Source organism: Solirubrobacter ginsenosidimutans, from assembly GCF_027587205.1.
Map to the genome: position 1 here is coordinate 404,629 of NZ_JAPDOD010000001.1, position 19,144 is coordinate 423,772.

Genomic DNA, 19,144 nt, shown 5'->3' on the forward strand with positions numbered 1-19,144 from the left:
CGGCTATCGCGGTTGAGAGGCGGTGCGGCTGAGATGCGTGTGGATCAGCTCGGCGGTCCGGCTCGGGTGCACGAGCCATGGGCCGTGCCCGGCCGGTAGTGCGTGGAGCGTGGCGTTCGGCATCTGCCGGATCGCCGGTCGCGCACGAGCGGGGGAGAGGTAGGGATCGTCCGTACCCCAGATGAACATCGTCGGTGTCGCGATCGCGGCCAACTCGGCGCTCGTGAGCACGCTCTCAGGGCGTGGTACGCGGAACCTGTCGATGGCGTGCATCAACGACGCGATCGTTCGGGCGTTCCCCGAGCGGCGGCCGGAGAGCCGCAACGCCTCGAGCAGCGCAAGCGGTGCGGAGGCGACCTCCGCGTGACCGAGTCCGTGGGTGAGCAGGTGCCGGTAGAACGGACGGGGGCTCGGTGAGCTCAGGATCGCCCGTCCGACGCCGCGCACGGTCAGCAGCGACAGCGGCATGCGCACCCGCGTTCCGGGCAGCGCCACCGCCGGGTCTCCGATCGCGATCAGGCTCGACATCCGCTCGGGGGAGCGAGCCGCATGCCACAGCGCGAACATGCCCCCGAGTGAGTGGCCGATCACGGTCGCCCGTTCGAGTTCGAGCGCGTCGAAGAGGTCTTCGAGCAGCTGGTGCGCGTGTTCGCGGACCTGACCGCGCCGGTACTCGAAGGGGTCCGAAAGGCCGTGGCCAGGAAGGTCGACCGCGAGCAGCCGGCAGCCTCCCAGCGCGGTGAGCAGGGGCGCCCAGACGGCGGCGCTCAGCGACACGCCGTGAAGAAGCACCACCGGCAGGCCACTGCCATGCGCCAGCACTCGCACCCGCAGCCCGAGCGTGGGCAAGTCGAACCAGAGCTCCTCGACCTGGGCTCCGGTGGCGGCGAACAGCTCGGCCTCGGCCTCTCGTATGCCTGGTTCCTGCGAGCCGATCACGCCGTTCGCTCGAGCGTGGCGACGGCCGCGAGCCACTTCCGTATCACGCGCTCTTCGTCGCCGCTGAGCCCGGCGAGCGCCTTGTGCTCGAGGGCGCGCACGCGCTCGGTCGCCGCGTCGAGGCGCTCACGCCCTCGTTCCGTCGGGCCGACGAGCACGACGCGCGAATTCATCGATCGGCGGCTCACGAGCCCGGCGCGCTCGAGGCCCAGCACCGCCGTGTGCATCGTCTGTCGCGTCACCTGCAACACGCGAGCGAGCTCGGACGTCGAGAGCTCAGGGCGCGTCTCGAACAGGCTCAGGAGTCCGTATTCCTGGCTCGAGAGCGCAAACGCCTCCAGCTCTTTCTCGAGCGCCCCCCGGAACTGCTGGAACGCCAGCCGGAACAGGTATCCGAGGTTCGCCTCCGGCTCGGGGAGCGGCCCCCCGGGGGGTGTCAGTCCGTCTGACATCGGCATGGCCAGACCGTACCATAGTGTCAGTGAGGCTTACAACTCATCCTGTCCTCTGACACCTCGGCACCCGAGGTAACCGGATCGTCACCTTCGCCCGAGGGGCGAGAGCGTAAGAAGACTGGTGGGCGCCCCCCAGGCGTCTCGACTTCGCAGGCATGCTCGGAGGCGGTCTGGGCCTCCGGGGGAAAGGCACATCTCACGTTCATGTTCGCTCGCTTCCAGCGGCGTGCTTCTGCGCGCCCGTGGTTCGTCGGGGTCGCGTCGGCTCTGGCCGTCCTTGCACTGACCGGCGTCGCGGCCGCCGCGATGGGCGGCCTTCACGGCGTCAATCGCGTCTTCGGCTTCAGCCGGGTCGGCGACGTGGTCAACGGCCGCGTATTGCTGCCGGACAACCAGTGGATCTCGCCCTTCGGCAAGCGGTATTCGATCCTCGACCACACGGCGCTGGGCAGTGCGATCAGCCCCGACGGGACCAAGCTCGCCGTCTCGGAGTCCGGCGCCGTGCTGGGCATCCTCGACGCGGCGACCGGCAACTCGGTTCAGCAGGTCTCGGTCGGCGGTGACGGCTCCGAAGGCGCCGACCCGCCGGTCTACTCGCCCGACGGGGCGTCCCTGTGGGTGCCGCAGTCGGCCGACCTGATCCGCTTCGCCGTCGCCGCCGACGGCACCGTCACGAAGACGGCCACGATCGCGCTGGCCGGCGGCCTGCCCTCGGGCATGGCGTTCTCGGCCGATCAGACCAAGCTCTACGTCGCGCTCAACGGCAAGAACACGCTGGGCGTGATCGACACGGCGACCAACACGCTCACCAAGCAGATCCCGGTGGGCAACGCGCCGCGCGGCGTCGTCGTCGTGGGCAACCAGGCGTTCGTCGCCAATGAGGGCGGCCGCCCGGCGGTCGCGGGCGACACCACCAACACGTCCTACGGCACGCCGATCGTCTCTGACCCCAGCACGGGCGCCGCGACGACCGGCACGGTGTCGGTGGTCGATCTCGGCGTCGAGACGGAGAGCACGACGATCAAGGTCGGCCTGGAGCCCACCGTCGAGTACCTCAACGGCGGCACGCTGTTCGTCGCGAACTCCAACAACGACAGCGTCTCGATCATCGACACGCGGACGCGCAAGGTCACGCAGACCTTCAACGTCAACCCGCTGCCGGGCACGACGATCGGCAGCAACCCGAACGGCATCACGATGCCCGACGCGCAGCACGTGCTGGTCAGCATCGGCCGCGACAACGCCGTGGCGGTCTACAAGTACAACGGCCCGGCGTACCCGATCCAGTACCAAGGCCTGATCCCGACCGACTCCTACCCGATCGACGTGCAGTACGACGCGCCGCTCGGCCGCGTGGTCGTGACCAACGTCAAGGGCATCGGCGCGCGCGGGACGCCCAACTCCTCCACCACCGGCGGTGGCGGCGGCGCGCTCGGGCGCAACACCTACAACTACACCGGCTCGATCACGACGTTCGCCATGCCATCGAATCAGGTGCTCGGCGACCTCACCGAGAGCGTCTTCGAGAACAACGACTGGAAGAAGCTCGTCAAGCAGGCCGACCACTACAAGAAGTCGCGCAAGCCCTCGGCGATCCCCGAGTTCCTCGGCGGCAAGTCGCCGATCAAGCACGTCTTCCTGATCATCAAGGAGAACCGCACCTACGACCAGGTGCTGGGTGACATCGGCAAGGGCGAGAGCAGCGCGGCGCTGACCAGCTACGGCCAGGCGATCACGCCCAACCAGCACGCGCTCGCCAACCAGTTCACCCTCTTCGACAACTTCTTCGACGAGGGCACGCTGTCGGCCGACGGCCACAACTGGCTGATGCAGGCCGACGCCAACGACTACCTCGAGAAGCAGTTCGGCGCCTTCGTGCGCAGCTACCCGTTCGACGGTGGCGACCCGCTCGCCTACCAGCGTGACGGCTTCCTGTGGAACGCCGCCCAGCGGGCCGGCAACACGGTCCGCAACTACGGCGAGTACGAGAGCCACATCAACCTGCCGTCGCCGACGCCGTCGTGGAACGACTGGTGGCACGACGCCCAGGTCATGGAGGGCAAGCTCGACGACAAGCTGCGGATCACTTCCTCCAAGAGCTACTCGGACGTCCCGTCGCTGAATGACATCTCCAACCCGGCGTTCCCGATGTTCGACACGGACATCCCGGACCAGTACCGGGCCGATATCTGGGAGAAGGACTTCGACGCCGCCCTGGACTCCGGCAAGCTCCCCAACCTGACGCTGATGTCACTGCCCGCCGACCACACCGGCGGTGGGCCAGGACCGGTCGAGCAGGTCGCCGACAACGACCTCGCCGTCGGGCGCATCGTCTCCGACATCTCCAACAGCAAGGTGTGGAAGAACAGCGCGGTGTTCGTCCTGGAGGACGACACCCAGGCCGGCACCGATCACATCGACGGCCATCGCGGCCCGCTGTACATCGCCAGCCCGTACGTCGCCCACGACGCGATCAACAGCGAGTACTTCACCCAGCTCAACGTCGTCAAGACGATCGAGCAGATCCTCGGCATCCAGCCCATGAACCAGGAGGACCGGGCCGCCGAGCCGATGTGGAGCGCGTTCAGCGACACGCCGGACCTGACCCCGTTCAACGCCATCGACGTGCCCGCCGCCCAGCCGCCGGCGCCGCCCGCTCCGGTGTCGGCCGCGACGTGCTCGTCACAGGCCCCGAGCGCGGCGCAGACCACCGCCACGCCGCCGTGGACCACGATCGCCGGCGCCTCGGCGCTCGACGTGGTCGCCGGCGACAGCTACTACGCCGTCAAGAACGGCTGCGTGCAGGCCGACATCGTCACGCGCGCGGCGGCCAACGGCGGCCAGGGCACGCTGGGGGCTGGCTGGCTGGCCGACTTCGGCATCACCGACACGCTCCACCAGGAGCAGTTCGACTGGAGTGAGCTGGACCTGACCACGAAGGACTACCTGCACCCGATCAACACCTCCTCGATCTGGGGCCTCACCGCCGCGACCCTGCCGCTGCCGAACATCTCGATCGAGGACGGCAGCACGGTCGTCGCGTCGGGGACCGGCAAGCAGCAGAACGGCGACAACACCAACAAGATCCAGGCGACGATGCGGACGACCGCGGTCGCCGGCGCCCCGGCGTTGAAGATGGCGGTCACGCTGCACAACACCGACACGAGCGACTACCACGGCTTCCTGCACTACCAGCTCGATCCGGACACGTCCAACGACGTCGCCTACGTCCCGGGCGTCAGCGGCGGGAACCCGGACTTCGTGTTCTCCGGCTGGACGTCGAACTACCTGTTCCACGACAACGACAGCTCGATCGCGAACCCGGCCGACGGGCTCGTGTGGGATGCCTCGCAGCCGATCGAGGCGCTCGAGGGCCAGAACCTCAACGGCATCACCTACGGCATCTGGTTCAACGCCGAGGTGCCCGCCGGAGGCGACAAGACGATCACCTGGTACCAGGTGCAGGACTACCCCGGGCAGTTCGACAAGCAGGCGAACATCGTCAAGTGGGTGAACCTGCTGGTCGGCGCCAAGCCGGCCTCGGCTTCCCGCGCGGTCGCCGCCGAGGCCAAGGCGCCGAAGCCGGGCACCCGTTCGCTCTCGGCGAGCTCGCTGGCCACCACCGGGGCGCCAAAGAAGTACAACCGCATCGCGACGGCGTGGGTGGAGTGGTCGCACAAGCAGCGCCTCGGTGGCCGTCACCCCGCGGTCGACCTGGTCAACTCGGCCCAGCTCAACCGGCTCGATTGGTACCTGACCAAGGGCTGGACCAAGCCGTACCCGGGCGACAAGAAGATCCTCGCCCCGGATGTGGTTCCCGGGCACGAACTGCCCGCCGGGTACCTCGGCGAGGGCTAAAGCTCAGGTCGCGGGAAAGCAGCCGTCAACCGCGTAGATCGGGTTGGCGACTGTTTTCCCCGCGCGCGTGCGGATGGTCTGACCGCCGAGCTGCACCGGTGTGCCCTCGGCGGTCCAGCATCCGTCGGGTTTGACCGTCAGGTTCCAGTTGAAACTCACGGGGGTGTCGGCCCCGTCGATGAGGAACGTGATCGTGCAGACCCAGTTGGCGCCGGCGCCCTGGTCGCGCACGCTCGCGTCGCCCTTGACGCACTTCGCGCGGGTGTTCAGCGGCGCGGCCGTCGAGACGCCTTCCAGCTGCTGCTTCCAGCGGTACATGCGTTCGAAGGTGGGCGCGACCGAGCCGCTGACCCGGTCGACGGTGATGCCCGTCGAACCGCACCCGGCGGTGATCGCGGCCAGCCCGGCGAGGGCCACGGCGCGCTTCATGCCGCCACCGCGTCGCGCCGGCGGATGGTGAGCGCGAGCGCGATCACCGCGACCGCGGTCCAGCCCAGGGCGACCAGCATCGCGGTGACGAGCGGCGCGACTTGGCTGGGGGCCTCGAAGAGCACGTGCCAGGCATCCAGCGCCGCGGACGGCAGCAGCTCGCGCAGCAGCGGCGGACCGTCGATGAGCCAGAAGATCTGCAGCACCACGCCGGCCAGCACCGGGGCGACGATTCCCGCCACCGAGTTGCGCGTGCGCGCCGAGAGGAACAGCGCGAAGGCGGTCCAAGCGAGCGCGGCGGGCAATGCCGCGGCCCACGACGCGGCGACGAGGCCGAACGCGTGGCCGTTGGAGAAGAGCGTGCCGGTCAGCCCAGGCAGGTCGTTGGGGCCGGCGATGGCCAGGCCCGCCACGCTCGAGGACACGGCGAGCAGCACCACGGTCAGGACCGCGGAGACGATCGACACGACGATCTTGCCGGCTAGGATCGCGCTCTCGGGCCGCGAGCGCGTGAGCAGCGTGGGCCACGTGCCGAGGCGGTCCTCGCTGGAGAGGATGTCGCCGGCGACCAGGCTGCCGAGCAGCGGAAACGCCCACGAGGCGAGGAACGTCAGCACCAGCAAGGGCAATGCCGCTCCCGCCTGCAGGACCCAGCGACCGTAGAGCGTGTCGTTGGGCAGGCTGCCCGCGCTCTTGACCGCCAGCGCGAACAGCCACGGCGCGACGATGCACGCCGCCAGCAGCACTTTGAGCTTGATCTGCGCGCGCAGCTTGCGCACCTCGACGGCGCAGACGGCGCGCACGTCGCCCGCCGTCATCCGCACGCGGTGCTCGGTGACCGGCACCGGGACCGGCGAGGCCGAGGCGCGCAGGGCCTCGGGCGGAACCTCGGTCAGGCGGGTGAACAGCGCGCGCAGCGGGGATGCTCCAGGGGCGATCGCGCGGATGCCGACCTCGGCCTTGCCGAGCGCCACCGTCAACCGCTCCAGCGTGTCGGTCTCGGCGATCACGCGCAGACCGTCGGCCGCGCGGACGGCCGGGACGTCGAGGGCCGTGGCGACCTGCGCCGCGGACGCGTCGTCGGCGGTGCGCAGCACGTGCTCGGGCGACGGCGCCTGCGCGCGCAGATCGGCGATCGGCCCGCTCCACGCCACTTCGCCGTCGCGCAGCACGGTGATCTCGTCGCAGACGCTGTCGATCGTCACCAGATCGTGGCTCGACAGCAGCACCGCCGTGCCCTCGCGCGCCAGTTCGCGGACCGTCCGCCAGAGCTCCTCGGCGCCCGTCGGGTCCAGGCCGTTGGCGGGCTCGTCGAGCAGCAGGAGACGCGGCCGGCGCATCAACGCCGCGGCGAGCCCGAGTCGCTGGCGCATGCCGAGCGAGAACCCTCCGACCTTGCGGTCCGCGACGTCCGCGAGCCCGACCCGCTCGAGCACCGTCGCCGGGTCGGCGTGGCCGTTGCCGTCGAGGATCGACAGCAGGCGCAGGTTCTCGCGCGCGCTGAGATACGGGTAGAACCGCGGGTCGTCGACGAGCCCCGCGAGGCCGCCCTGCGGTCGCGCGGCCGCACTGGCGCGGTCCTCGCCCAGCACCCGGATCACCCCCGCGTCAGGGCGCACCAGGCGCAGCACGCTGCGCAACAGCGTGGTCTTGCCGGACCCGTTGGGACCGACGAGGCCATGGATCGAGCCGGCACGCACCGCGAGCGTGACGCCCGCCAGGGCTTCGCGATCTCCATAGCGCTTGGTCAGACCGTCGATCGCGAGCGCAGCCATGCGAGCGCGCCACACAATCACGCCACCGCGATCCAGATGTTGCCGTGGCGTGACCCGCTATGCCTTGTTCTCGGTCTACCGGGGCTGGGGCCCGTTTCTGAGGGTCGGAGCGACTTGTGTAATTGCGACTTCAGCTCCGTTCAGACGCGTCATCCTCGAACCGCACGCTGATCTCCTCGCGCTCGTCGTGGCGACTGGCTTCGGCGCTGCGCCGCAGCGCCTCACGGTCGGCGGGCGCGAAGTCGCCGGTGAGCGACCGCGGCCACAGGCGCCGGCGCAGGACGACGTTGACCTCCGCCGCGAACAGCAACAGGTGCGACGCGAGCCAGAACCACGACAACAGCCCGATGACGAGCGCGAACGTCCCGTAGGTATCGCTGGCGCCGATCACCGTGCGGTTGACGTACACCCCTCCCACGGACTGCAGGATCAGTCCGCCGACAGCCGCCAGCGTGACGCCGGGCAGCAGCTCGGGAATCCGGAAGGGTCGCTGCGTCAGCAGACCGAACACCGCCAGCAGCACGGCGACGTTCAACACGAGCGAGAGCGCCACGGCGGTCAGCCGCTCGAGGCTCGGGCCGATGCCGCCGCCGAGCGCCAGGCCGGCGAGCAGGGTCGAGGCGACGAGGGCGACACCGAGCACCGCCAGGGCGGCCAGACCGTACGCCCGCGCCAGCAGCGCCTTGCGCTGCTCGAAACGCGGCACGTCCCAGATCTCGTTGAACGCCCGGCCGAGCGCAAGCGTCACGCCCAGACCCGCCCACAACGCGCCGACGAGCCCGATGACGAGGGCCGGCGTGCTGCCGGTCAACGGCTCCACCTGGTCGGAGAGCTGCGCCCCGATACCCGGGATCCGGGCCACCGCCGAATCGACGATGTCCTGTTGCAGCGCCGGATCGTCCTCGAGCACGAAGCCCAGCACCGAGACAAAGACGAGCAGGAGCGGGAACAGCGACAGGAAGCCGTAGTACGCCATCAGCGCCGCCAAGCTCGAGGCCCGGTCCTCGCCGAACTTCTTCAGCACCGCGAACGGGAACGCGACCGCCGCATGGGCCCGCTGCCACGCATCAACCGCCGCTAGGGCGCGAGCCCACATGCACAACAGCCTTCCATCGTTGGCACAGCGTCGTCCGGTCGAGGATCATCGGCCGACGAATGGGGCGACCGGCCGCGACTCCGCTCATCGGAGGGCGATCACAGACCGGTCTCCGACAGCGAAGCTCGCGACAAGACGCCTGACGTCCCACTCGAACGGTCCGCGCAGCGTCTCGTCGAAGTCGTTGACGCCGAACACCAGTCGCCGCGTCTGCGCCTGCTCCTCGAGCACGGCGACCGGATCGCGCCGGACCGATGGCGGCTCCCATCCGGCGTGCGCGGAGCGCGGCACCTGCGAGCGTGCCAGCTTGCCTCTGGCGGTCCGTTCCGCACGCGGTCCTCGAGGAGCTCGACCGTCTCGCGGTCCCGGCGGCTGACGTCTGCCGGCACGAGGGGTTCTAGGGCGTCTCGGTCCGGCGAACCACGTCGTCGACCGCGGCGACGGCGGCCACATAAGCGACGTGGGTGCCCAGGCTGGTTGCCAGCATGTCGGGTGGCCAGCGCCACGGCGGCGGCGTGCGGCCAAGCAGCGGGAACAGCGTCAGCGTCGCGGTCATCAGCGTTCCGCCGAACAGGACGCTGGCCCATGGCTCCCCGACCAGGCGACGCAGCGAGCCGTGCAGCAGGCCGAACGCCGAGCCGTAGCTCCAGCGCAGCACGAAGCCGAGTTCCCGATCTCCGCGGTCAGTGACGTGCGGGAGGTGCATCACCGTCGCGACGATCTTGCCCGGAACGAGCGAGTCGTCGTAGTCCAGCGGGCCGGTGTGCCGGCTCCGGCGCAGCCACCGCTCGCCGGCGTAGGCGAGCGTCATCGTTGCCGTGCCCGCGGTACCCGCGAGCACGCTGCGAACCGGCCAGGCAATGGGCATCTTGGGAGCCCATCAGCCGGCCGGCGAGAACACATCATCCGGACAAGGTGACGACGGGCCGATCAGCTCGGCGGACCCGGCGCTGTCGAGACGGATCACGCCTGCCCGCCGCGCGAGCGCTCAGGTGATCATCCGCATCGCATGACGACCGCACACGCCCTGCGGTACAGCATGGGCGCACAATCCCACCGAGGCTCGCGGCTTAGACCTTCGCGACTTCGCGCGCGGCGAGCGTGGCCTTCAACTGCGCCTCGGACTCGTCGCTCAGCGAGCTCTGGATGACCTCGCCACCGAACCGCGAGATCTCGGGCAGCACCTTGTCCGGCGTCGAGCGGTGCACGAGCACGATCAGCGCAGCGCTGCCCGGCTCGAGCTTCGCGCCGAGCGCCTTGAGGAACTTGTCGTCGACGCCGACGTCGGCCATCGCTCCTGCGGCGCCGCCCGCCGCAGCACCGATGGCCATCCCGACCAGCGGGGCGAGGAACAGCAGCCCGATCAGGCCGCCCCACAATGCGCCGCCCGTCGCACCGGCGGCTCCCAGCTTCGCGGTCTGGTGAAGCTTGACCTTGCCCCCCTGATCACGGGTGACGACCACCGCGTCCTCGAGCTCGATGCTCTGCTCGGTCTGCAACCGCGACAGCGTCGCGAGCACGTCCTCGGCGGTGGCCAGGTCGGGATAGGCGATTGCGATCAGATTGGACATCTGCGCCCTTTCGTTCGTTGTCTGGGATCGTGCGGGATTGGGACGAGTACGTGTCCCTCATTCGTTCACGCGACGTGCTCCATCAAGGAGGCGTCAACCACGGGCAGCGCGGCCGTGATCTTGCGCTGCAGCACCCGGGCGAGCAGTCCGGCGAGGCCGGGGATCTTCGCGCCGAAGCCGATTTCGTAATGCAGGTGGGTGCCGCCGGTCGGGATCACGGTGTAGGACTGGATCCCCTCGTGGCCGGTGATCAAGGAGGCCACGATCGAACCGCCGGCGATCGTGTACCGGATCAGCTCGTCCTGCCGGTACTCGGTCACCGTCTCCTCGAAGGACGGCAGCGGCCCGAGTTTGAGCGTGCGAGTTGAGCCGATGCCGTTGCGTGGCTCATCGTTGGGGCGGTCGACGCGCACGACCCGGGCGCCGAACAGCGGTTCGAGGTTCTCGTGCTCGGCGAGGTGGTCGAACACGGCGGGGCGCGGGGCGCTGAAGTCGTGGTCGATGACAACGCGTGCCACCGGCTAACCACCGGCCATTCCGGCTTGGGCCTCAGCCAGGCCCGCCTTGAGGTTGCTCGCGCTGAGCCCGTCGATCGTGACGACGGACTTACGCACGGCATTGACGAGGGCATTCGCCACGAAATCGCTCCCCGAGGAGTCATAGACGGCGATCAGGCCGCCCGAGCCGTTTGGCAGCGCAGCGTCCAGTTTCTCGCCGATCCCGCTGGTGAGCCGGTGCTCGGCGAACTTGCCCACCAGAGCGCCGCCGGCGGCTCCGATCACGGTCGCGGCCAGCAGCGGCGGGGCGAAGAGCCCGACCACGAGTCCTGCGCCGCCGCCGAGCTTCGCGCCTCTGCGCCCGAGATGGTCACCGGTCTCCGTGACGTGCACCTCGCCGTCGGGGTCCTTCTGGACGAGGGCGACGCCCTCGATCGTGATGGTGTTGTCCTCGGCCAGCTTGAGGATCGCTTCGAAGTCCTTCTCAGCGAGATCCTCGAACAGGTACGCCGCGATCAGGACGTCCTTGTGGTCGTCGCTCATGCCGTCACGCCGCGGACGGTATGGCCCTGAGAGGCGTGCTCGTGCAGGTCGTGCTCGTCTTGGTCGTCGAGGTGCGGCGCGACGTCGAAGACCACCTTCTTGACCGTTCCGGTGAACGCGAACGGCGCCTTACCGGCGTAGTTGCGGTCGACCACCAGCCCGTTGTCCTGGCCGACGTCAAGGCCGGCGTAGCCGCTGAAGCCGAACGGCACCGTGTGGTCCAACCGACCGGTTCCCGCCGCCTCGCCGTTGATGAACAGCGTGATCGTGCCCGGCGTCGCCGGCTTGGGCGCGTCCGCGGCGAAGGTGAGCTCGACGTTGACGTCACCGGTGGGCAGTTCGCGCTCGGACTCGAGCCGGTATTCGAAGACGCCGAGGAAGGCATAGGTGTGTTTGAGCTTTCCGTCTTCGACGAACAACGAGTAGCCGCCGAGGTGCCCGCCGTCGGCGACGATCACGCCTTCGGCGCCGCCTTCGGGAATCTGCAGGTCGGCGCTGATCGTGTAGGAGTGGTTGTAGACGCGGGGGACGAGGCCGGGGGCGACGTTCTGCACGTTGCCGTAGTACGTCACCGTCGTGTTCTCACCGAGCGGCGGCAGGATGCCGAAGAACGGCGAGAAGCCCGCCAGCAGCGGCTTGACGTGGTACTTCTCCGCTTCCTCCCAGAACAGGTCCTGCAACTCCTTGACCTTCTCCGGATGGCTCGCGGCCAGGTCGTTGGCCTGCGAGAAGTCCTCGGGTAGGTAGTAGAGCTCGACCGGGTCCGCGTCGGGGTCCCAGACGCCGGGAGCGAACGTCTTGAGCATCTCCGGGTCCAGGCGCCACGGGACGCGGGGCATCCGCATCGCCAGCCACCAGCCGTCCTTGTACATCGCCCGGTTGCCGAAGTTCTCGAAGTACTGCTGCGTGTGCCGTTCGGCGGCTTCCGGGTTCTCGAACGAGCCGGCGAACGTGGCGCCCGTCATCGGCTGTTGCTCGATGCCGTCGACGTGCGTCGGCTGCGGGAGCCCGACGATGTCCAGGATCGTCGGGCCGATGTCGCTGACGTGAGTGAACTGCGAGCGCAGCCCACCGGCGTCCTTGATCCGGTCCGGGTAGCTGACCACGAGCGGGTTGCGCGTGCCGCCGAGGTGCGAGGCGACCTGCTTGCCCCACGCAAACGGCGTGTTTGAAGCCCAGGCCCAGGCCGTCGAGTAGTGCGGGTACATCAGCTCGCTGCCCCAGGCTTCGACGCCGCCCCACTTCAGTGTGAGCTGCATCTGCTCCTCGTCGGTGAGCGGCAGCCCGTTGACCATCGTCCCCTCGTTGAAGGTGCCGGTCGGCGTGCCTTCGAGGCTGGCGCCGTTGTCGCCCCAGATCCACACCACGACGGTGTTCTCGAGCTCGCCCATCTCTTCGATCGAGTCCAGCAGCCGCCCGACGTGGTGGTCGGCGTTCTGCGAGTAGCCGGCGTAGACCTCCATCTGGTGCGCGAACAGCCGCTTGCTGTTCTCACTCAGCGAATCCCACGCGGGCATCTCCTCCGGGCGCGGTGTGAGCTGCGTGTCGGGCGGGATGACGCCCAACGCCTTCTGGCGCGCGAAGGTCTCCTCGCGCAACTTGTCCCAGCCCTGGTCGAACTGCCCCTTGTAGCGGTCCGACCATTCCTTGGCCACGTGATGCGGGGCGTGGCTGCAGCCGGTCGAGTAAAAGAGCATCCACGGCTTGCTCGCGTCGTGACCGCGGACGCCGTGCAGCCAGTCGATCGCCTGATCGGTCATCGCCTCCGGGAAGTAGAACGGCTCGCCGTTCTTGCCGTCCTGGACGCCGATGAACTTCTGGTTCTCGGCGATCATCGTGTCGTACTGCCCGGCCTCTGGAGCCAAGAAGCCCCAGTAGTAATCAAACCCCCAGGCGTTCGGCCAGTGATGAAACGGGCCCGCCGGGCCCTGCTCGCCCTCCGGCGTCAGATGCCACTTGCCCACGCACGCCGTTGAATAGCCGTTCTCCTTCATCACCTTCGGAAACGGCGCCGCGTCCCGCGGCAACATCGCCGAATAGCCCGGAAACCCACCGGAGAACTCAGGGATGCCACCCATCCCGACGGCGTGATGGTTGCGGCCCGTCAGCAGCGACGCCCGCGTCGGCGAGCACATCGCGGTCACATGAAAACGGTTGTAACGCAGCCCCTGAGCGGCGATCCGGTCGTAGTTCGGGGTCTGGATCGGCCCGCCGAACGTACTCGGGTTCCCGAACCCCGCATCGTCGATCAACACCAGCAGGACGTTCGGCGCACCCTCCGGCGGCTCGGCATGACCGATCAGCCCCCAGTCCGGCTCCGAACCGGCGAGCGTCTTCGCGGTCACGCCGGTGAACGGCGGGCGCCGGAGCGGCAGCTTGGTGCGGTCGGTCGTGTCAGTCATCGATCAAGTCCTTTCAGACGCCAGCCGGCGTCAGTACGCGCTCTGCGAGCCCACGCGCGAACGCGCGACCCTCCTCGACCTGCGTGTCGCTGAGATTCGTCCTGGGAATCGGCACCCCGACGAACCGCTCGCGGTACTCCCCGCTGCCCAGGTAGCTGATCAGCGACAGCAGCGACCGGATCTGCCCGCCGGCGTACGCGAAATGGATCCCTTCGACGTACTTGCCGCCCTGCTCAACGCCCAGGTCCCGAACCGTCCGGTGGTTGTTCCCCCAGTACCGGCGGCAGACCACGACGTCCGTAAACGGCGTTCCGTCGAGCAGCGCGCCGGTCGTCGGCAACTTCAGGAACGACCGGATCGGCATGCACGTCGTCAGCCACCACGTCGGCGAGAAGACACAGACGAGGTCATACGCGCCGCCTTCCGCCTCCGGCGGGACGCGGATCTCGCCGGTCTTGCGCCGCACCTGTGCCGGCATCATCCCCAACACATCCAGAAACGCGTGCGACATCGGAAACCGCTTGAATCGGTCGACGTACTTCGCGTCGGTGAACTCGATCGCGGCCTGAGTCACCTCGCACCCGCGCTCGCGCAGCTCGCCCGCCATCGCGTCGGACATCTTGAGCGCCTGCTGGGTATAGGTGTAATGAACGAGCAGCACGTGGGGTCGGCCGGTCGTCACGGGTGCTTCGTGCGTCTCGCCGACCACTGGTAGATCAGGCGGGTCAGAAGGCATGGCGTTCCTTGGCAGGGGATGTGGTCGCTGGAACGACACGCACGCTAGTTCCGACCCGCAGCCCCCGCATCGCACGATACGGGTGATCGCTATCGATGCGGCCGCGGACGTGGCTTCACCCGATCTGACTGATGCCGCGCCTGCTCGGCTGCGTCAGTGTGGGACCGACATCGACGCGGGCCAGGGAGATCCGGGTCGCCACCGTCAAGGTCAACGCGAAGAGCAACGAACATGGCAGATGCGTCTCTGGTTGAACTCGGTCCCGTCGAGGCGTCCGCGCCGCGGCGATGGAGCCCGGCAGCACCGCCGGAGTGCTCATCTGGGAGAACCTGTGGGCCGGGCCGTTCGCGGCCGCGGCCGTCACACCCGGCCGTCGCCGGCGAATCTAGTCCTGCGCGATTCCCAACTACCTAGCTCGCGCCGCTCGCTGCGGCGCGGCGGCCATGCCCTCTTCGTCGGATCTCCGAGCTTGTGGTGTCCCAGCGCCGCCTTGTTCCACCGCCTGCCGGGGCTAGTCGCTCGCCGCCTCTACGGCCTGATAATCATCACCGCGAGGAAGATGCCGATGGACATCGCCGTGGCAAGAGCGACGCGGGCGAGCGAGCGTCGCAGTCGCAGGGCCGTCGGGGCGACGGCGGCCCGCAGCCAACGAGCGGGAACAAGCCGCAACATCGGCCAATGACGACGACTCGAGGCCACGATCAGTTCTTGCAGCAGTCGGTCGACCGCGACGCTAAGCACCTTGGCCATCGAGTGAGGATACGTCCGGACTCGGTCAAGCGGCGAGGGTGCACGGCGCTGCCCGCAATCGCACTGGCACCGCAGCAATGGCATCCACGCGAACGGCACCGCGACCGGGTGGTTTTTCGACCCCCCGATTCGAGCGGTCGAAGCATGCCCTCGGGTGTCTCGCGTTCTTCCGCCCACTCGGCGAGTGCCGCTTCATCGGCGGATGCTTGGAGAACGCGCGCTCGAAGTAGGGGTCGGCGTCCGATGTGGCACCGTCGGGGCCGAGCAGGTCATCGAGCAGCGCGCGCCGCTCACCTCCGCGTCCCAGCGGTAGGTGAAGGTGTCGCCGGACTTGTTCGTGCCCGGTCGGGCTTGATGGCCGCTGGACGCCGATCAGGCGCTGCCCGGCCGCAGCGTCCAGAGCTGATGCGACCCGGTGACGGCGAGGATCACGCCGCCCGAGCGATCGGGGACCATGCCGGTCGGGCCCGACAGCGCCGCGGAGGTGGCGAGCAGCCCGTCGCTCGGGTGGCTCGTTCCGCCGCCCGCGATCGTGTTGATCCTGCCGCCGAGTTCGATCGAGCGCACCCGGCCGCTCGACCCGCCTTCGGTCACGAGCAGGCGGCGTGAGCGGTCGACCATCAGGCTCGTCGGCTCGCTGAGCGTTGCCTTGGAGGCGGGGCCGCCGTCACCGGTCGAGGCATCGATGCCGTTGCCGGCGATCGTGTGGATGACGCCGGACGGGTCGACGCGGCGCACCCGCTGGTCCCCCTGATCGGCGATGAGCACGTCACCCGCGGCGGTGACCGCGAGGCCGGTCGGCTTGGTCAGGCTCGCTTGGGTGGCCGGCTTGTCGTCGCCGTCGTAGCCGGTGCCGCCGTCGCCCGCGATCGTGGAGATCGTGCCGTCGGGGTCGACGCGCCGGATCAGCCGTTCGCCCATCTCGGCGATCAGGATGCCGCCCTCCGCGTCCAGGGCGAGCGTCGTCGGCAGGTTCAGATCCGCCTGCGTGGCGGGTCCTCCGTTCCGGTAGCCGCCGGCGAAGCCGGTTCCCGCCACGGTCGTGATCGTCCCGTCGGGGTCGACGCGGCGGACCCGGTAGTTGTGCTGATCGGCGATCAGGATGCCGCCCGCAGCGTCGACGATGACCCCCGTCGGGTGGTTGAGCTGCGCGTTCGTCGCCGGGCCGCCGTCACCCGCGAAGCCCGCGATCCCCGAGCCTGCGACGGTCGTGATGACGCCGTCCGGCGTGATCTTGCGGATGCGGTTGCTGAGGTCGGCGACGAGCACGTCACCCGCCGCATCGACGGCCACGCCCATGGGGGAGTAGAGCTGCGCGCCGACCGACGGGCCGCCATCGCCCAGATACCCGGCGACGCCGGTGCCCGCGAGCAGTTGAAGCGTCGGCGCCGGCGCCGTCGCGGACGCCACGGGTGTGGCGAGGCCGGCCAACCCGACCAGCGCGAGGAACACAGCAACACGGGTTGGCACGGCGGTACCTCCTGGCGACGGTCTCTGGCGGATACGCGAGACGACGCCTGAACGCCGTGCCTATTCCCTTCGACTCACTCGCCCAGGAGCTCTCTCGCTTCGTCGGCTCGGTCGGCGGGGACGGCGATGGCGTACGAGGCGCCGGCACCGGAAAGCGCGGCCGTCTGACCGGATTCCACGACGCACGGGATGCCGCTCTGCTCGAGCCGTTGTCTGATCAACTCGGCCATCGCCTGGTTGTCAGCTCGTTCGACGGTCACGTAGTCACTCACCGCGTTCTCCTCGGCCTCGTCGAATCGCGACTGCGATTCGGGTCGGACCCTACCGCCGGGGGTACGTCTCAGGGAGCGAGCGTCACGCGTGGGCGGCGATCAGGCGCCAATCCAGGACGTCGGCGGAGGTCCCGTCGGCGCGTCGCGCGCTGACCTGGGAGCGCAGGTGCAAGAGTCCGCCCGAGTCGCTCAGCGGCGTGCGCTGCTCGAGGTGCACGGTCGAGGTGAGGACGTCGTCCTCGAAGACGGGCGCGAGGTGATCGCAGCTGTGCCACGCGAGGATGAAGGCGAGGTCGGGCAGAGCGCGGGTGAGCTGGGCGGCGGCGAGGCCGATGGTGTGTCCGCCGTAGACGAGCCGGCGCCCGCCTTGGCCGGCGGCGCGGTCGTGGTGGGCCAGCGCGACGTTGGTCGTCAGGCGTGCGAGCTCGGGCGCGGAGCTGACGACGTCGCCGCCGTCGATCTCCCATGTCGTGCCCTCCCGGAAGTCGGCGAACGCGGGGCCCTGCGAGCGCAGCGGGGCGAGGTCCCAGCCGGCGATGGCCTCGGCGAGCAGCGCGGGGTCGAGATCGGGGGTGCCGGCGTGGATGTCGTCCGCGTGGCCGGTGACCGCGGCCGGGTCGCGCAGCGGCAGCATCGCGCAGCGCGTGAAGTCCAGCACGAGGCGCTCCTGCTGGTCGACGGTGTGGATCCGCAGCACCGCGAGGCCGGTGGCGGCCCGATCGGGCCGCGGCCGGTTCTGCTTGAGCGCGACGACCTCGGTCGCGGTGTGCAGGGTGTCGCCGATCAGCGGCGCGCGGTGCAGCCGCAGGCCGCGGTAGAAGAGGTTCGCGATCACGCGCTGCGTGAGCAGCGTGGATTGGCCGATGGCGGTGTCGCAGACGAGCGCGGGATGCGCGAGCGGCCGCTCGGCGCCGAGCACGCGGTACGCGAGCGGCGCGTCGAGCGCGAGCCGCAGGCGACCGCCGAGGATCGCCTGGTGCAGCGCGGCGTGCCCCTCGGTCAGGGTGATCGCCGGGGCGCGGCGCTCGACGTAGCCGACGCGGAGGTCCTCGAAGTACGGGCCGCTGACCTGGATCGCGGTCATGTCCGACTCGGCGTCAGCGCCGCGCTGAGCGCGAGCGTGCGCTGCATCTCGTTGCGGACGATCGAGAGGCCCTCGTCCACGCCCATCCCGGGCTTGGCCAGCAATTGGTCGGCGTGCGCGCCGAGCGCGAGGTGCACCGACACCTGCGCCGAGCGCTCGGTCTCACAGCACGACCCGCCGATGTGGGCGATCACGCCATGGGCCTGGCAGTCGATGACCGCCTCGACGACGTGGTGGATCGAGCCCAGGTCCGGGGTCTTGATCTGCACCATGTCGGCCGCCCGGGCGCGGTTGAACAAGCGGATGTCGTCGACCGTGTTGGCCCACTCGTCGGCGACGATCTCCACCCGCCCGGCCAGCCGCCCGCGCAACGCCGCCAGCTCGCGGATCTGTCCATCGCGGGAGCCGGCGTCGAGCGGGTGCTCGACGCGCAGCGCGAACGGACGCGCCGCCTCGGCCATGGCGACCAGCACGCCGGCGACGCGTTCGAGGTCGCCGTCGCAGACGTCACCGAGCGTGCCGTAGACGTCGAAGTGCAGGATCGGCGCGTAGCCGTCCGAGCGCCGCAGGTGCTCGACGCGCTCGCTCACCCAGCGCACGTAGGCGATCAGCTCACGGCCGTTCTCGCCGACCAGCGAGCGGTGATTGATCAGCCCGTGGGGCAGCGAGTCCGCCTCCTTGAGGATCATCTTGTCGACGTTGCTGTGGCGCTCCTCGCCGGACTGCGCGTAGACCGGAATCGCCTGGAGCCGGGGGTCGAGGTCCCACTCGGCGGCGACCACGTCGGCCATCGTGCGCCCCGCGCGCCGCGCCGCGGCATCCAGCAGCGCCTGTGAGAGCCCGTAGCTCGCCGCCGTGCCGAAGCCGTCGATGTCATTCGCGAGGCCGTCGATCAGCGCGAGCGTGGAGCGGAAGTCGCCGACCGGCGTGCCGACCAGGCGCGGGGCGACCTCGCGGGTGAAGACCTGGGCGAGCGCGTGCGCCCGCAGCCGCGGTTCGCGGCCACCGACGCCGGCGTACTGGACGCTCACGCAGTCGCCGTGCGCGACATGGCCGTCGCTGAGCACCAGCAGGACCGAGACCGCCTCGGCCGGGGTACGGATCGCGTCGAACCCGGGCGTCAGCGGGGCGCCCACGTAGGCCAGCCCGTCGCGGGCCGCGCCCGCCTTGATCGCCGCCTGGTCGTCGGCGAAGAACCCGCTCGTCGCGGGCACCGCCAGGACGTGTGCGATTGTCAGCTCACCCATGCCGTGCAGTGTGCATCACG

General features: G+C 69.6%; 18 protein-coding genes. 1 reads left to right on the forward strand and 17 read right to left on the reverse strand.

Annotated elements, in window-relative coordinates:
- Positions 1–3 precede the first annotated feature (3 nt).
- Both OM076_RS01760 and OM076_RS01765 read right to left on the reverse strand, forming a co-directional pair.
- Positions 4–939, reverse strand: a complete 936-nt coding sequence (locus OM076_RS01760; RefSeq protein ID WP_270037627.1) for an alpha/beta fold hydrolase — start codon at positions 937–939, stop codon at positions 4–6.
- Positions 936–1,391, reverse strand: coding sequence for a MarR family winged helix-turn-helix transcriptional regulator (locus OM076_RS01765; RefSeq protein WP_270037628.1), 456 nt, complete (start codon positions 1,389–1,391; stop codon positions 936–938). Before OM076_RS01765 ends, OM076_RS01760 begins: the two co-directional genes overlap by 4 nt.
- 207 nt (positions 1,392–1,598) lie before the next feature.
- On the opposite strand from OM076_RS01765, the gene OM076_RS01770 reads away from it, so the two are divergent.
- Positions 1,599–5,252, forward strand: a complete 3,654-nt coding sequence (locus OM076_RS01770; RefSeq protein ID WP_270037629.1) for a bifunctional YncE family protein/alkaline phosphatase family protein — start codon at positions 1,599–1,601, stop codon at positions 5,250–5,252.
- 3 nt (positions 5,253–5,255) lie between these two features.
- On the opposite strand, the gene OM076_RS01775 is transcribed toward OM076_RS01770, so the two are convergent.
- From OM076_RS01775 to OM076_RS01845, 15 genes are all read right to left on the reverse strand, one after another.
- Complete coding sequence (locus OM076_RS01775; RefSeq protein WP_270037630.1) at positions 5,256–5,681, reverse strand: hypothetical protein; 426 nt, start codon at positions 5,679–5,681, stop codon at positions 5,256–5,258.
- A complete protein-coding gene (locus OM076_RS01780) occupies positions 5,678–7,456 on the reverse strand; it encodes an ATP-binding cassette domain-containing protein (protein WP_270037631.1) in 1,779 nt (592 codons plus the stop codon). The genes OM076_RS01775 and OM076_RS01780 overlap by 4 nt, the downstream gene beginning before the upstream one ends.
- A gap of 130 nt (positions 7,457–7,586) precedes the next feature.
- A complete protein-coding gene (locus OM076_RS01785) occupies positions 7,587–8,552 on the reverse strand; it encodes a YihY/virulence factor BrkB family protein (RefSeq protein WP_270037632.1) in 966 nt (321 codons plus the stop codon).
- 84 nt (positions 8,553–8,636) lie between these two features.
- On the reverse strand, positions 8,637–8,843 hold the full coding sequence (locus OM076_RS45825) for a DUF2252 family protein (RefSeq protein WP_270037633.1): 207 nt from the start codon (positions 8,841–8,843) through the stop codon (positions 8,637–8,639).
- 106 nt (positions 8,844–8,949) lie between these two features.
- Positions 8,950–9,420, reverse strand: coding sequence for a hypothetical protein (locus tag OM076_RS01795; protein WP_270037634.1), 471 nt, complete (start codon positions 9,418–9,420; stop codon positions 8,950–8,952).
- Positions 9,421–9,622: 202 nt separating this feature from the next.
- A complete protein-coding gene (locus OM076_RS01800; RefSeq protein WP_270037635.1) occupies positions 9,623–10,123 on the reverse strand; it encodes a DUF1269 domain-containing protein in 501 nt (166 codons plus the stop codon).
- A gap of 65 nt (positions 10,124–10,188) precedes the next feature.
- Positions 10,189–10,641 (reverse strand): SRPBCC family protein, encoded by a 453-nt coding sequence (locus tag OM076_RS01805; protein ID WP_270037636.1) that lies wholly within the window; start codon positions 10,639–10,641, stop codon positions 10,189–10,191.
- A gap of 3 nt (positions 10,642–10,644) precedes the next feature.
- Positions 10,645–11,163 carry a DUF1269 domain-containing protein gene (locus OM076_RS01810; protein ID WP_270037637.1) on the reverse strand — a complete coding sequence of 173 codons (519 nt, stop codon included), beginning with the start codon at positions 11,161–11,163 and terminating at the stop codon, positions 10,645–10,647.
- Positions 11,160–13,565: a sulfatase-like hydrolase/transferase gene (locus OM076_RS01815; RefSeq protein WP_270037638.1), complete on the reverse strand. Its 2,406-nt coding sequence runs from the start codon at positions 13,563–13,565 to the stop codon at positions 11,160–11,162. The genes OM076_RS01810 and OM076_RS01815 overlap by 4 nt, the downstream gene beginning before the upstream one ends.
- Positions 13,566–13,578: 13 nt before the next feature.
- Positions 13,579–14,247 carry a hypothetical protein gene (locus tag OM076_RS01820; protein ID WP_270037639.1) on the reverse strand — a complete coding sequence of 223 codons (669 nt, stop codon included), beginning with the start codon at positions 14,245–14,247 and terminating at the stop codon, positions 13,579–13,581.
- 582 nt (positions 14,248–14,829) lie between these two features.
- Entirely contained in the window at positions 14,830–15,051 is a 222-nt protein-coding gene (locus OM076_RS01825; RefSeq protein ID WP_270037640.1) for a hypothetical protein, read from the reverse strand.
- 372 nt (positions 15,052–15,423) lie between these two features.
- Positions 15,424–16,521, reverse strand: coding sequence for an NHL domain-containing protein (locus OM076_RS01830; RefSeq protein WP_270037641.1), 1,098 nt, complete (start codon positions 16,519–16,521; stop codon positions 15,424–15,426).
- A gap of 74 nt (positions 16,522–16,595) precedes the next feature.
- On the reverse strand, positions 16,596–16,793 hold the full coding sequence (locus tag OM076_RS01835; protein ID WP_270037642.1) for a putative signal transducing protein: 198 nt from the start codon (positions 16,791–16,793) through the stop codon (positions 16,596–16,598).
- A gap of 82 nt (positions 16,794–16,875) precedes the next feature.
- Positions 16,876–17,877 carry a MaoC family dehydratase gene (locus OM076_RS01840; protein ID WP_270037643.1) on the reverse strand — a complete coding sequence of 334 codons (1,002 nt, stop codon included), beginning with the start codon at positions 17,875–17,877 and terminating at the stop codon, positions 16,876–16,878.
- Entirely contained in the window at positions 17,874–19,124 is a 1,251-nt protein-coding gene (locus OM076_RS01845; RefSeq protein ID WP_270037644.1) for a methylaspartate ammonia-lyase, read from the reverse strand. Before OM076_RS01845 ends, OM076_RS01840 begins: the two co-directional genes overlap by 4 nt.
- Positions 19,125–19,144: the final 20 nt, after the last annotated feature.